Here is a 14805-nt window from a genome sequence, read left to right on the forward strand (position 1 = left end):
CTCCGGCCACCCGAAAGCTCGGCGGTAGGAGTTTGCTCTAAACTTGCTAAGATGGCGTGGGTGCGGGTGCCCGCTTTGTCCTGCGGACACGCTCTACGGCGCTGCGCGCCCTGGCGGCCTGCGGCCCCGCCGGGCCATTGGCTCGTAACCCCGGCTATTTGCTCCGCAAAAGCGGGGGTTCACTCGCTGAGGGTGTGCGCGGCTTCGCCCCGCGCCCGAAGCCCGTTGCTAGAGCCCCCGGCTGTCTGCTCCGCAAAAGCGGGTTGGCTCTCGCCAGAGGGTGTGCGCGGCTTCGCCCCGCGCCCGAAGTCCGTTGCTAGAGCCCCCGCCTGTTTGCTCCGCAAAAGCGGGTTGGCTCCCGCTAAGCGAGGCGCTTGGCTTCGCCAAGAGCGCCGAGCCCATGCCCCTGTGCAAGGCGCAAACTTCGGCTTGCGGCCGGGTTTACCCGGGTGGTCTGAGTTATGGAGGGGAAGTTTGGAACTGTAGGAGCGTAGCGTTCGCCTTTATGGGCCGATTTCTACCGCGGATCGCGGTTTAAATCAGGAAATCGGCCCATAACAGCGACCGGAAGTCCAAACATTCCCCGTAATGACGACTATGACCACCAATAACCAGGCCGCCCCGAAACAGCGCTCTAAACTAATTATAATGAGGTGTCCAAAGTGTCGGAAGCTTATAAAAACGCCGGAGTGGATATTGCAGCCGGTAATGAAGCGGTAGAACGCATGAAAAAGCATGTAAAACGCACATACCGTCCGGAGGTCATGACAGAGCTCGGCGGATTCGGCGCACTGTTCGGCCTCAATAAAGATAAATACGATGAGCCTGTGCTTGTATCCGGTACAGACGGCGTAGGCACAAAGCTCAAGCTCGCCTTCGCGGCAGACCGCCACGACACGATTGGCATCGATGCGGTTGCGATGTGTGTGAACGACATCGTGGTGCAGGGCGCAGAGCCGCTGTTCTTCCTCGATTACCTCGCATGCGACAAGGTGGTGCCGGAGAAAATTGAGGCTATCGTGGCTGGAATCGCTGAAGGCTGCCATCAGGCAGGCTGCGCGCTGATCGGCGGCGAAACAGCTGAAATGCCGGGCATGTACGCTGCTGGCGAATACGACATCGCCGGATTCACAGTAGGTGTAGCGGATAAGGCCAAGCTGGTTACCGGTGCAGACATTGCCCCTGGTGATGCTGTAATCGGCCTGTCCTCCAGCGGTATCCACAGCAACGGCTTCTCGCTGGTACGCAAGCTTTTGCTGGAGCAGGCGGGTTATGAGCTGAACGATGTTGTTCCTGAGCTGGGCGCTCCGCTGGTGGATGTGCTGCTCGCACCAACCAAAATCTACGTAAAACCGCTGCTGGCCCTGCTGGAGCAGCTGACCGTCAAAGGCATGGCCCATATTACCGGCGGAGGCTTTATCGAGAATATTCCGCGGATGCTGCCGGATAACGTAAATGTTGAGATTAACTACGGCTCCTGGCCGATCCAGCCGGTCTTCGGCCTGATGCAGGACAAGGGCAGTGTAACGAACCGTGATATGTTCACTACTTTTAACATGGGGATTGGTCTGGTGCTGGTAGTCTCTGCTGCAGACAGTGAACGTGCACTGGAGCAGCTGAAGGCAAGCGGGGAAGACGCTTATCTGATCGGAACGGTGAATGAAGGGGAGCGCATTGTTACCTTTACAGGAGCTGAGGTGTGATGAGCAGCAGCCGGATCGCTGTATTTGCCTCCGGGCAGGGCAGCAATTTTGCCGCACTTATTGAAGCGCAGAGAGCCGGGCAGCTTGGTGAGGGAAGCATCGAGCTGCTGGTCTCCGACCGCCCGGAAGCGCCTGTAGCACAGCGGGCGGAGACTGCGGGCGTACCCGCCCTTCTGCTGCGGCCGAAGGATTTTGCCAGCCGCGAGCTGTATGAGGCGGAGATTGTTGCCGAGCTGAAGCGCCGGGACATCGGTCTGATCGTTCTCGCCGGCTACATGCGGCTAATCAGTCCGGTGCTGCTGGAGCCTTTTGCGGGAAGGATTATCAACATCCATCCTTCGCTGCTGCCTGCTTTTGCCGGGAAGGATGCTATCGGGCAGGCCATCGACTATGGTGTGAAGCTGACTGGAGTAACTGTACATTTTGTCGATGGCGGGATGGATACCGGTCCGGTCATTGCCCAGCGCAGCGTTAGAGTGGAACCGGGAGACACGGCAGAGTTGCTGGCACAGCGGATTCACGAGATTGAATACTCGTTGTATCCGGAGGTTGTCCGTGCTTTTGCAGACGGAAAGGTTGAGCTGCAGGGCAGACATGTTGTTGTTCACGAGTAACGACAATTTTCACATCACCCGCGGATTCTGATATTTCTCGGGAAATATTGCACAAAGTCTATAGAGTGTCGTTTGGCGGCAGCTGTACCTTGCTTCTTATGCTGCAGCGTGCGCAAAATGACAGGATTATAACCATTCATAGCGAAGTTCGGCGGCAAATGTTAATAAACAACATAATCTTGCATCATCCGGAGGAGGACTATTCAAGTGAGTATCAAAAGAGCGCTGGTCAGCGTATCGGACAAACAGGGCATCGTGGATTTTTGCCGCGAGTTGTCTGCATTGGGTGTAGAAATTATCTCCACAGGCGGCACTAGCACACTTTTGGCTAAAGAAGGCGTACCGGTTATCGGCATCTCCGATGTAACGGGCTTCCCGGAAATTATGGACGGACGGGTCAAAACCCTGCATCCTGCGGTACACAGCGGCCTGCTGGCGGTTCGTGACAACGAGGAGCATACGCGTCAGATGACTGAGCTGGGTCTGGGCTACATCGACCTGGTAGTGGTGAATCTGTATCCGTTCGCGGAGACGATCGCCAAGCCGGATGTGTCCTACGAGGAAGCAATCGAGAACATCGATATCGGCGGACCGACGATGCTGCGTTCTGCGGCGAAGAACCATGCTTTTGTCAGTGTGGTTGTGGATGCTGCGGATTATGAGAGTGTGCTTGAAGAGGTGCGTGCAGGCGGAGATACGACCCTTGAAACCCGCAAACGTCTTGCGGCAAAAGTGTTCCGCCATACGGCGGCTTACGACGCCCTGATTGCCGATTATCTGGCCAATGTTACCGGTGAACCGCTGCCGGAGCGCTACACTGTTACTTACGAGAAAATCCAGGATCTGCGTTACGGGGAGAACCCGCACCAGAAGGCGGCATTCTACCGCAAGCCGCTGGCGGCGCAGGACACACTGACTGCTGCCGAGCAGCTGCACGGCAAGGAATTGTCATACAACAACATTAACGACGCCAACGCGGCGCTGCAGATCGTGAAGGAGTTCGAGGAGCCGGCTGTTGTGGCTGTTAAGCATATGAATCCTTGCGGAGTAGGCGTGGGTACCAGTGTGTATGAAGCCTATCAAAAAGCGTACAATGCTGATCCAACCTCCATCTTCGGCGGAATTGTTGCCGCTAACCGGATTATTGATGCGGATACTGCGAATCTGCTGAAGGATATATTCCTGGAAATCGTATTGGCTCCGGGCTTCACTGAGGAAGCGCTGGAAATCCTGACGAAGAAAAAGAACATCCGGCTGCTTAAGATCGGCAATCTAAGCAGCGGAGCGGCCCGTAAGAGCAGCTTTGTTGTGACCTCGATTGAGGGCGGTATGGTTGTGCAGGAGAGCGATGTGCACTCCGTAAATGCGGATGAGCTGCAGATTGTTACTGACCGTAAGCCTACCGAGGAGGAGCTGAAGCAGCTGCTGTTTGGCTGGAAGGTTGTTAAGCATGTCAAGTCCAATGCGATTGTGCTGGCAGCGGATGATATGACCGTTGGCGTCGGTGCAGGCCAGATGAACCGGGTCGGAGCAGCGAAAATCGCCATCGAACAGGCCGGAGAAAAAGCCAAGGGCTCGATCCTCGCCTCTGATGCCTTCTTCCCGATGGGCGATACGCTGGAATTTGCGGCAAAAGCAGGCATCACCGCGGTTATTCAGCCGGGCGGCTCGATCAAGGACGAGGAATCGATCAAGGTTGCCAATGAATATGGAATCGCTATGGTCTTCACCGGCGTCCGCCATTTCAAACACTAGACTACCGGGGAGGATTTCAGTTCAATGGATATTTTAGTGGTCGGCGGCGGGGGCCGGGAGCATGCGATCATCTGGAAGCTGTCCCAGAGCCCAAGAGCCGGTAAAATCTACTGTGCACCCGGCAACGCCGGCATTGCCCAGCTGGCAGAGTGTGTGCCGATTAGCGTCTTTGAATTCGACAAGCTGACGGCGTTTGCCAAGGAGAAAGCGGTAGGCCTAGTGGTCATCGGTCCCGATGATCCGCTGGCGGCAGGCATCGTCGATGCTTTTGAAGCACAGGAGATCCCTGTATTCGGACCGCGTAAAAATGCAGCGGAGATCGAGGGCAGCAAAACCTTTATGAAGGATCTGCTGCATAAATACAATATTCCGACAGCAGCCTATGAGAAGTTCAGCGATTATGAGGCGGCGCTTGCGTATTTGCGCGGTCAGAGACTGCCGATTGTGATCAAGGCTGACGGACTGGCGGCAGGCAAAGGGGTAACGGTTGCGTATTCACGCGAGGAAGCCGAGCAGGCGCTTCGTGACATTATGGTTGCCAAGGTATTTGGTGAAGCCGGCGCCCAGGTTGTTATAGAGGAGTTCCTGGCCGGACAGGAGATGTCGATTCTTGCTTTTGTTGACGGGGAGACTGTACGCCCGATGGCAGCTGCGCAGGACCACAAGCCGGTATTCGACGGCGACAAAGGGCCGAACACAGGCGGCATGGGAACGTATTCCCCGCTGCCGCACATAGATGAAGCGATTATCCGCGAAGCCGTTGAGACGATCATTGAGCCTACGGCTAAGGCTATGGTAGCTGAAGGCCGCTCCTTCAGCGGTGTACTGTTCGCGGGCCTGATGATCTCGCCGGACGGCAAGCCTAAGACGATCGAATTCAATGCCCGGTTCGGCGATCCGGAGACTCAGGTGGTGCTTCCGCGGCTGAAAAGTGATCTGCTGGAAATCTTCCTGGCTGTGGCAGAGGGCAGACTGGCTGATACCGCTATTGAATGGAGCGAGGAGGCGGCTGTATGTGTAGTACTGGCGTCCCAGGGCTATCCGGGTAATTATCCAAAAGGCGTGCCGATCACCGGACTGGAAGATGCCGGGAACGGACTGGTCTTCCACGCGGGAACTGCACGGGGAGAGGACGGAAGCTGGCTTACAAACGGCGGACGTGTGCTGGGGGTAGTAGGGAAAGGTGCGGATATTGCCGAAGCACGTGCTGCAGCTTATGCAAGTGCTGCGAAAATTCATTTTGACGGCAAGCAAAACCGCACTGACATCGCTATGAAAGCGCTGGTCTAAAGGTATGAAACAGCTACTTTATTCCTAATTTTCTCGTAAAAAGTCCCAAAAAAGGACTGACAAGTGATAGAAGAAGTGCTATAATACAACTCGTACGGGGGAAAATGTTCGGATATATACAGATAAAGGGTCTTTCCTTTCATGGAAAGGCCTTTTTTAAATCGGTTTTTTAAGTATAGGAGGAATTAGCTTTGAGTAAGGTTGGAAGAAATGACTTGTGTCCATGCGGAAGCGGGAAAAAATATAAAAAATGCTGCCTGGATAAAGAAACCTCTGCGGTAGATTCCATTCTGCGGCTTGTTACAGCTGAGGAAGCAGCCGGCCGCGAGGCAGCTGCCATTGCAGCACAGGCTGCTGCTCCTGAGGCGGCAATCCGGCCTGAAGGCAAGCTTACACTGACCAAGCTGAAAAAAATGGTTACGCGCGAGCTGAAGTGGGAGCATCCTGCCCATGAGGAGCTGGCTATGCAGCTGATTGAGCATATGCGCAGCCAGTATGAGCGGGAGCTGATTTTTGAAGCACTGGTGCTCTGGAACGGCTTCTCCGGCCAGACCAAGCCTGCAGTGAAGAAGGCCGGATCATTCTGTGCAGCGATTGAGTATATTTTGTCTGAGGAATACGGGTTCAATCTTTCCCAAGCCGAGCTGGCTGATAAATACGAGGTTACTACGGCAACGATTTCGCGTAAAGTGAAGGAAATGCTGAATTACATTGAGGAATACGGCAGAGAAGGAGAGGCTGACGAGCTGCTCGTGCTGAACGGTGCCGGAACTGCCCGTGAGAAGGCACAGCAGCTGCTGCATAAGGCGATGGAGTCAACCTCGGGAAAGCGCCGTGTCCAGCTGGCAGAGGCGGCTCTGGAAATCTATCCGGACAGCTCTGATGCATACCTGGTGCTTGCTGAAGAATCAGAGAACGAGCAGGATGCGCGTGCTTTTCTGAAGGCGGGTATTGCAGCCGGTGAGCGGGAGCTGGGCGAAGCTTTTTTTGCCAAGAATAAAGGCTATTTCTGGGGGCTGACAGAGACCCGGCCTTATATCCGGATCTGCAAGAGCTATGCGGAATCCTGTTGGTTCGGCGGCAAGGCGGAGGAAGCGGCAGAGATTCTGGAGCACATTCTGGAGCTGAATCCGGACGACAATACCGGCGCCCGCTATTTGCTGGCCGCAGTCTATCTATACAGCAACCAGCTGAAAGAAGCGGAGCAGTTCCTGAAGAAATACGGCGAGGATGATGCCGCTGCTGCCTTTGCCTATGACCGGATCGTCCTTGAATATAAGAAGAACGGAATTACCTCCCAGCTCAAAATGCTGTACCGTGTAGCGCGCGGTGTGAACAAGCATGTGCCTGATTATCTGCTGGGCGTGAAGCGTCTGCCGCATAATCTTCCGGATTTTGTCGGCATGGGCGATTCCAACGAAGCGGTCGAATACGTTATTATGCATTCCCGTCTATGGGCCAGTCTGCCTGACCTGTTAAAGTGGATGCTGAAGCAATAGCATTAGTATTTAACCTAATAATTGTACAGCTGACTAGCCGCCGGAAGGTTTCCGGCGGCTTTTTGATTTGAGCAGGTTCACCTGCCTTTGGACAGGGCTTCACAAAACTTTCATTATATAATGGATTGCAAAAAAAAGTAAGAAAACAGGAAAAAAAGCTGTTGACGGATATTCTTTTTATGGCTATATTTGTAATATATTAGTAAAAGATATCAAATTTCAGCGAAGGTATTGACGATGTTGCCGGCATTTCCGATGTTCCTCCAGGAGGTGGTTAGATGATCTACACAACCACGATTCGCAGCGAGCTGGAAGGCTTTATTGAACGGGAGGGCTTGAATCTCAGCCAATTAGGCAGAAGAGCAGGCCTGAATGCCGGAACGGTCAGCTCCTTAATGAAGGGGAGCCGGATTTTGGCGATTGACCAGCTGGACAGAATTACTAGAGTACTAGGTCTGCCTGAGGGCCATTATTATGAGCAGTACATTCAGGAGTGTATCGTAGAGACCGTGCCTAACTGGCGCAGAATCAGACCGTTTCTGTTCCGGTGTGCTGAGCTGGATTGTCTGAATTGCATCCGCCAGTCCGTGCAGATGCTATTGGACAATCTGACGTATTCTCCTCTATTGTTTGAGGTTGCAGAAGAGTTTTTTGCCACCGGCAAACCGAAAGCGGCTGCTATTCTCTATGAATGTGTTGCCGCCAGTGAAAGAAGGCAGCATTCGGAACGCCTGGCCTTTTGCCAGTACCGGTTATTCACGCTAAGGCAGGGAGATAACCAGGAACGGAATCTGCAGGCAGCCATTCAATTTGAGCCTTTTGTGGACAGGCTGGATGAGCTTGATCAGTTGGATGCCCTTAGAGAATTAGCTAATACATATAAGTCATTACAACGCTGGGATAAGGTTGATGAAATTGCTGCAGAGCTTGGCGCCAAGGCCGAGATTCAGCTCAGGCTGGCTGATCATCCCGGACTTAAGCGGGAGCCAACGGATAAGAGGCTGAAACGGCCCCTGTTCGCATATTTAACATTTTCATATTTGCTGCGCGGCGGTGTATGTGATTCGAGAGGTGCTCATGAAGAGGCGCTTGAATACGCCTACCGGTATGCTGATTTAAGCTGGGTTAAGGATAGGGATGAAGAAACTGAGAAATGGGTTCAGCTATTCCAGGGTTGGGCCAAAGCCAATATATTCGTATGTAAACTCATGATCGGGGATGAGAGTATTATTTCTGATTATGCAGAATTCATTGATCAGGATGAAGAAGAACTGCTGATAGGAATTCTGAATATTACAAAGGCTGCAAATAGATTCGATTTTAATATCGATAGTATTCTGGAGAAGTTTAAGCCCCGGCTTATGCCCTATCTTTCGCTGCAGTCGGAGTCTGCAGTCATCTATACACCTCAGATTATAGATGAAGAATCTACAGAGTGCTGCTATCAATTAGGTTATTACTCTCTATGGAATGAGCTATATTCAGAGGGTTTCCGATATGTGCTGGCTGGTTTGGAGAAGGCGGAGTTTATTAATAACGAAGCCCGTATACTATCCTTTGTGCGGCTGTTTGAACAATTTCGGGATTACGCATCATTTGATATACAGCAGCAATACCAAAATTTAATTAAAAAGGAGCTTGGTCTGAATGAAAAGAAAATTAGCAGGGTTGTTAGTAGTAAGTAGCTTGTTATTAGCCGTACTGGTTGTTCCTGGCGTATCTCAAGGAAGTCCTATAACTCCGTCCAATATTCATGGCTGTCTGTAATTAAATCTTCCAAAGGACCAGCATCCGGCTGGTCTTTTATTTTGTTATTAACTTTTGCAGCTCAGTCACTTAGACAAGCACTGGCTACTTCAGTGTTACATCATCCGTGCCCAGGCCGCCCGGAGTCAGCTTCAATGTCCGGGTGTCCTGATCATAGTCCATCTCAATTCCCAGCACTTTGCATAGGGGGCTTAAAGGGACCAATAGAACCCCGTCCCTCAACTGCGGTTGAGTCCAGGCAAGAGGAACCTTGCTTGAGTTCACAGTCATTTCCATCAGTGGCTCAGCATGTTTCAATGGTTCTATGAATTGAGCCGGGGTGAGGGTGCTGTCTCCTTTGTTAATCCGCGGTGCGACCGGTGTCATTCTGGAGCTGAGGCCCTCCCGGATACTGAACCTCAAATCGATTCCTAGTGAGCTGCTCGCTTCCAGCAGCCTGTCATTAAATGAACCGTAAGGAAAAGCAATTGCCGAATCCGTGTTATTCAGCTCTTCCTTAAGCCTGCGTTCTGCCTGAGCCAGGTCCCCGATTACTCTTCTGTAGTATTCTTCGTTCAGCTCGTTTCGGTTCTCATCATTTATGTACAGCAAGTTGCTTGCCGCAGGACGGGTTCCCCCTTCTGCATCGACAATGCCGTAATAATGCAGATTGTAGGTATGATTATAGAAGCTCATTCCGGCGCTTTTCATCTCACGCATCTGCTCCCAGGTAAGCTTGGGTACCTTCCTTCCATCCGGATGATCAACGTCTGAAGCAATAATGAAGTTAGCTGCAGTGTAGCCGTGCTTTTGCAGGATGGGAAATGCAAGCCTATAGAAGCTCTCATATCCATCATCAAAAGTCAGTAAAACAGCATTATCGGGGACGGGTGCATTCTCCAGCATAAATTGCCGGTAATGCTTCATCGTAATAACCTGAAAACCTTCCTGCTTCAGCAGCTGCATATGTTCATCAAACTGTCCTGCGGTTAACACACCCGGAGCCAGTGATACGGGTTCCCCGATGAGGTGATGGTACATCAGCACGGCCACCTGATCCTTGTAGTAAATACCATTGGGAAGCGGCGCCTGCTCCTGCCAGCTGATCCGGGCATCCAGAACCCGCTCGGCCACATCCTTAGCAAGCAAAACCTCAAGATTAGGGTTTAAAGTATAGGCATCTGTTGAAATCTTGTATCCGTCCACACCGGTAATATCGAGCTTATGCACAACATTATCCATTAGAGCATACCAAAAAATCAATAGCGGTATAAAAACGCAAATATAGCATATTAACAGCCTCAGTCTATTTATTTTCAAGGTTTCAGTCTCCCATGTCCGATTTATACTCCCAAGCATATAACGCTTCAGACGGCAAAAATTGTGACATGGTTAATAAGCATGATTGATTTTAATACGATTATTTATCTGAAAAAAAATTTCATATAGAGAAACGCATACTATTTTACAATACTATAAAAAGGAGGGATAAAAGGTGATAGACTCGGAATGTATGAAACAAAGCATTGAACAAGCACGCTATAAACTGAACAAGCTCGAACAGCAATTTGATCTCTTACATCCCATGGTGCTCCATCAATCGATGGTACTTGATGAACTTATAAATGATTACAACCGGTATTGCTTCAGACGTGCAATGGGAGCCTTGCGCAGCAAGTCCCCGGCCGCCCAGGCTAACCATGCTGAGCAGACGCGTCAGCTGAGCTTCAGCTAAACGCTCCAGGCCCCGGATACCCAGAGTTAGAATTTTTTTTGCGTAGTTGCGGCAAAACGTTTGCACAGTGCTTGGACTAGCTCTTTGCCGCTTCTGCATCCTCTTTTATCTACCCCTTAACGGCCTCTTGCCATACTCAAATCATTTATCTATCCGGCTTAAAGCTGTATTTTTGATAACAAACCTCACATGAATACCGTTGATTCTATCTTTCTGCCAATAATCCGCTTAAAACACATGCTTATTTATATAAAGATGTTTATTTAATTATGGGTTTTTATGAAAAAACCTGACATGGTCACAGTATTTTCACAGCTCGAGGTGAAACGGTAAAGGGATAAAGAGTTTTTTTGCAGAAATAAGCAGAAATAAGTCGAACACAGCAGGATCATTTTCAGAAGAGAGTACAGTCGGCTCATATTTATTAAAGGTGGGGAGCCTATGGCATTAAGAAAAATCAAGGAAGTGAAGAGCGAAAAGGGGAAAAAGGCGGAGCTTACCGCTGTAGAGGGGCAGAGAAAACCGGGAGAGCATACCAATGCAGCAGCAAAGCCCCTTCCTGCACTGCAGTCACTGATTGGTCCGGTCCGCAATATGGGCATCCGGGGCAAGCTGTTTTTGTCCGTCATTGTGTCGGTGGTTGCTATTATTATTGCCGTGGCCCTGGTTATCTATAGCAATGCTAAGCAGATTATCGTGGAGGATCTGAACAGCTCGCTGTCCTATGAGAAGGAAAAGATCAATGTAAAGGTTAATGATCTGCTTCAGCCAGCCTCGGAGAGTGTGGAGCTGCTGAATGCGAACAGTTATATCCGCAATTTTATCGGAAATGTGGAATCGGCAGATGCGGTGAAGACAACAGAAGGCTATACCGAGCTCATTGAGACGCTTAACCTAATCAAGGGGAGCAATAAAAATCTGCTGAACGTCTATATTGGACTGGATGCGGTGAACAAGGTTGTTACACAGGATGAATTCGAGCCCCCGGCTGACTTTAATATGAAGGAGCGGGGCTGGTATACCTCCACTGCCCGGAATAACCGGGTCACTGTAACAGATCCGTACATTGACGCCGGCTCCGGCAAAATGGTGGTAAGCGTCACCGCACCGATCCAGAATGAATCAGGTAAGCTGATCGGGGTAGCGGGTGTAGATATTTCAACCGAGCAGATAACCCGGGCGCTGAGCGAGTTCAATTATAACGGAAGCGGATTTGCCATCCTGATTGATAAGACAGGGACATTCATCTATCATCCGGAGCCGGACAACATTCTGATGAAAAAGATGGGTGAGCTCGGTCCCGACTGGAAGGCTGTCGGCGATGCTATGGTGCAGTGGGGGGCTAATGTAATCACCTCGGATATTGACGGAACGGATAGCTATATTTCTTATGCTCCTGCTGTGGAGAACCAGTGGTCGGTTGCGCTGATTGTTCCCCGGGCTGACGCGGAAAAGGTTCTGCAGACCTTCAAGCTGATCTTTTTACTGTCCGTTATCGGGGCTGTAGCGGTGATGTCGGTTCTGCTCTATTTTGTCTCCAATAGTATTCTGAAGCAGATTCCGATCCTGACAGCAGCATTCCGGGCTGCAATGACCGGTGATATGTCGGTGCGGGCCAAGGTGACGGCCAAAGGGGAAATCGGCCTGCTCGCTGACGGCTTTAACGAGATGATCTCATCCCAGCAAAAGCTGATTCAGGATATTAAGATGAGCTCCGGCAGTATCTCAAGAGCACTCGACAATACAGAGCAGAATGTATTCGCGCTGGATGGCAGTATCACGGAAATTTCGGGGATTACCGAGGAATTGTCCGCCGGGATGCAGCAGACGGCAGCCTCCATGCAGGAGATGAATGCAAGTACGGATGAAATCGGGCATGCAGTGAGCGGAATTGCCCGCAAAGCACAGGAAGGTGCAGAGGCTGCCGGACGAATCAATGAACGTGCAGACAGGCTGAAGGAGGCGGCAAACGCCTCACGGCTGCTGGCTGATACGGTATACGGACAGAGCGAGGAGAAGCTGCGCAGTGCAATTGAGCAGTCCAGGTCGATTGAGCAGATTCAGGTGCTGTCCGGTGCTATTCTTGAAATTGCCGCCCAGACCAATCTGCTGTCGCTGAATGCCTCTATTGAAGCGGCCAGAGCAGGCGACGCAGGACGCGGATTTGCCGTTGTTGCCGAGGAGATCCGCAAGCTGGCGGATACGTCGCGTGAGACGGTTTCCGAGATTCAGGATGTTACAGCAGCTGTAGTGGACGCTGTGACCAAGCTGGTGGACGGGGCGGAAACCATGCTGCGCTTCATGGGCGGCCAGGTGCGCAGGGACTACGATTCCATGCAGGAAACCGGCCAGCGGTACAGTGAGGACGCTATGTATATTGAAGAGCTGGTAACGGATTTCAGTGCCACCTCAGAGCAGCTGCTCGCCTCTGTCCAAAGCATGCTGACAGCTATTGCAGAGACCAGCAGCGCTACGAATGAGGGGGCTGAGGGAGCAGGAAGCATCGCTGTACAGGCAGAGCAGATTATCGGCAAATCAGGCGGGATTGTCGCCGAGATGGAAGACATCAAGCATAGCTCTGCTCTGCTGCAGCAGGCTGTAGCCCGCTTTAAAGCTTAATAGCTGTAATCATTGCCATCAGTCTCATTGCCCTGTGCGTGAGGCTGTTTTTTTGAGCTTACAGCGGGGCTGGAGTATTGCCCCAAGCAGACAGTACTTGATAAAATGTCTTTGGGAGAGTATGTTACAAGAAGCGAAAATTTTAGATAGAGACAGTGAGGCGAGGAACTTGATGAGAGACGGCGAAGACCGGATCGTAGGAATGGAAGATATTGTGCGGGCACACCATGTGCTGCGGGAGGTAATCGTCCGTACACCGCTTCAGCTGGACGCGGTGCTGTCGGCCAAATACGGCTGTAATGTATATTTGAAGCGCGAGGATTTGCAGATTGTCCGTTCCTTCAAGATTCGCGGGGCCTATAATATGATCCGCAGCCTGTCTGCCGAGGATAGAGCCAAGGGTATTGTCTGTGCGAGCGCAGGCAACCACGCGCAGGGCGTGGCTTATTCCTGCAAAGCACTCGGGATCAAGGGCAAGGTCTACATGCCAAGCACGACTCCCAATCAGAAGATTAAGCAGGTCCGGCGCTTTGGCGGCGAATTCGTTGAAGTTATTCTCAAGGGCGATACCTTCGATGATGCCTATGAAGAAGCGCTGCAGGCTTGCATTGATCATAGCATGACGCTGATTCACCCGTTTGATGAGCCGCGGATTATCGCCGGCAACGGTACGATTGCCATGGAGGTTATGGAGAGCCTGGACAAGCCGGCGGACTTTGTGTTCGTTACCATTGGCGGAGGCGGTCTGGCTGCTGGTGTATCCACTTATGTGAAGACTGTAAATCCGGCCACAAAGGTTATTGGAGTGGAGCCTTCCGGAGCTGCCTCGATGAGCGAAGCCCTGCAGCGCGGTGAAGTTGTGACTCTTCAGGAGATTAATAAATTTGTGGACGGAGCAGCCGTCAAGCGTGTCGGCGGTCTGACCTATGATATCTGTGCCCGCCATCTGGATGATGTGGTTAAGGTGCCGGAAGGCAAGGCATGTACGACGATTCTGGAGCTTTATAATGAGAATGCGATTGTCGTCGAGCCGGCAGGCTCACTGCCGATTGCGGCACTGGATATGTACCGGGATCAAATCCGCGGCAAGACCGTTGTCTGCATCGTCAGCGGCGGCAATAATGATATAGACCGGATGCAGGAGATCAAGGAGCGCTCCCTGATCTATGAAGGGCTCAAGCATTACTTCATGATCAATTTCCCGCAGCGTGCCGGTGCATTGAAGGAATTCCTGGCCGAGGTGCTCGGACCGGATGATGATATTACCCGCTTCGAATATACGAAGAAGAATGATAAGGAGAACGGACCGGCGCTAGTAGGCATCGAGCTGTTCCAGCGGGAGGATTATGAGCCGCTGATCGAGCGGATGAAGCAGAAGGGCGTCGATTACACCGAGATTAACAAGGAACCGAATCTGTTCAATATGCTGATCTAGCGTTTAGCTGTATTCTGTACACTTAAAAGGAGCAGAAACGGGCCGAAGAAGTATATAAGTGTAGTTTGTGCAACTAAATCTGCCCGGATTGGCTCAATCCGGTCTTTTGCGGGATTATAGTTGCACCATATGCAGTTAAAGTGCTGCTGCGAGCTAAAAGTGGCGTTTTAATTTTATAAAGTGCAGTTAACGGCAGCTAGAGCTGCGGGTTAACCGCGATTGGTTGGGTTAAGGGTAGTGTCGGAGCTCTCATGTATACAACAAGGCCCGCCAGCGGTGAACTCTCCGCTGGCGGGCCTTGTTGCTTGAAGCCTGTATGAACTTGAAGCCTGCAGCATTCTTAAAAGCGCACGCAGGTCTATATGAATCTATTTACTAGTCTCTGCAGCCTGCAAACCTTGCGGATTTG

The 14805-nt window shown here is 51.5% G+C and carries 10 protein-coding genes; 9 read left to right on the forward strand and 1 reads right to left on the reverse strand.

Annotated elements, in window-relative coordinates; all coding sequences use genetic code 11:
- The first annotated feature begins 662 nt into the window (after positions 1-662).
- The 6 genes from purM (at position 663) to R70723_RS02930 (ending at position 8546) form a co-directional block, all read left to right on the forward strand.
- Positions 663-1703 (forward strand): phosphoribosylformylglycinamidine cyclo-ligase, encoded by a 1041-nt coding sequence (purM, locus tag R70723_RS02905; protein ID WP_039869633.1) that lies wholly within the window; start codon positions 663-665, stop codon positions 1701-1703.
- Entirely contained in the window at positions 1703-2317 is a 615-nt protein-coding gene (purN, locus tag R70723_RS02910) for a phosphoribosylglycinamide formyltransferase (protein WP_039869636.1), read from the forward strand. Before purM ends, purN begins: the two co-directional genes overlap by 1 nt.
- A 207-nt stretch (positions 2318-2524) precedes the next feature.
- Entirely contained in the window at positions 2525-4072 is a 1548-nt protein-coding gene (gene purH, locus R70723_RS02915) for a bifunctional phosphoribosylaminoimidazolecarboxamide formyltransferase/IMP cyclohydrolase (RefSeq protein WP_039869639.1), read from the forward strand.
- Positions 4073-4096: 24 nt separating this feature from the next.
- Entirely contained in the window at positions 4097-5362 is a 1266-nt protein-coding gene (gene purD / locus R70723_RS02920) for a phosphoribosylamine--glycine ligase (RefSeq protein ID WP_039869640.1), read from the forward strand.
- 191 nt (positions 5363-5553) lie between these two features.
- Complete coding sequence (locus R70723_RS02925; protein WP_039869642.1) at positions 5554-6861, forward strand: SEC-C metal-binding domain-containing protein; 1308 nt, start codon at positions 5554-5556, stop codon at positions 6859-6861.
- Positions 6862-7139: 278 nt separating this feature from the next.
- Positions 7140-8546, forward strand: coding sequence for a helix-turn-helix domain-containing protein (locus tag R70723_RS02930; protein ID WP_039869644.1), 1407 nt, complete (start codon positions 7140-7142; stop codon positions 8544-8546).
- Positions 8547-8712: 166 nt separating this feature from the next.
- On the opposite strand, the gene R70723_RS31395 is transcribed toward R70723_RS02930, so the two are convergent.
- On the reverse strand, positions 8713-9849 hold the full coding sequence (locus R70723_RS31395) for a polysaccharide deacetylase family protein (RefSeq protein WP_052421168.1): 1137 nt from the start codon (positions 9847-9849) through the stop codon (positions 8713-8715).
- A 253-nt stretch (positions 9850-10102) separates the two neighbouring features.
- Between R70723_RS31395 and R70723_RS02940 the strand changes: the two genes are divergently transcribed.
- From R70723_RS02940 to ilvA, 3 genes are all read left to right on the forward strand, one after another.
- On the forward strand, positions 10103-10342 hold the full coding sequence (locus R70723_RS02940) for an aspartyl-phosphate phosphatase Spo0E family protein (protein ID WP_039869646.1): 240 nt from the start codon (positions 10103-10105) through the stop codon (positions 10340-10342).
- A gap of 441 nt (positions 10343-10783) precedes the next feature.
- Positions 10784-12961: a methyl-accepting chemotaxis protein gene (locus R70723_RS02945; protein ID WP_039869648.1), complete on the forward strand. Its 2178-nt coding sequence runs from the start codon at positions 10784-10786 to the stop codon at positions 12959-12961.
- Positions 12962-13133: 172 nt separating this feature from the next.
- A complete protein-coding gene (gene ilvA / locus R70723_RS02950) occupies positions 13134-14396 on the forward strand; it encodes a threonine ammonia-lyase IlvA (protein WP_039869651.1) in 1263 nt (420 codons plus the stop codon).
- Positions 14397-14805: the final 409 nt, after the last annotated feature.

The organism is Paenibacillus sp. FSL R7-0273, from assembly GCF_000758625.1.
In the GTDB taxonomy this organism is placed as follows: domain Bacteria; phylum Bacillota; class Bacilli; order Paenibacillales; family Paenibacillaceae; genus Paenibacillus_AQ.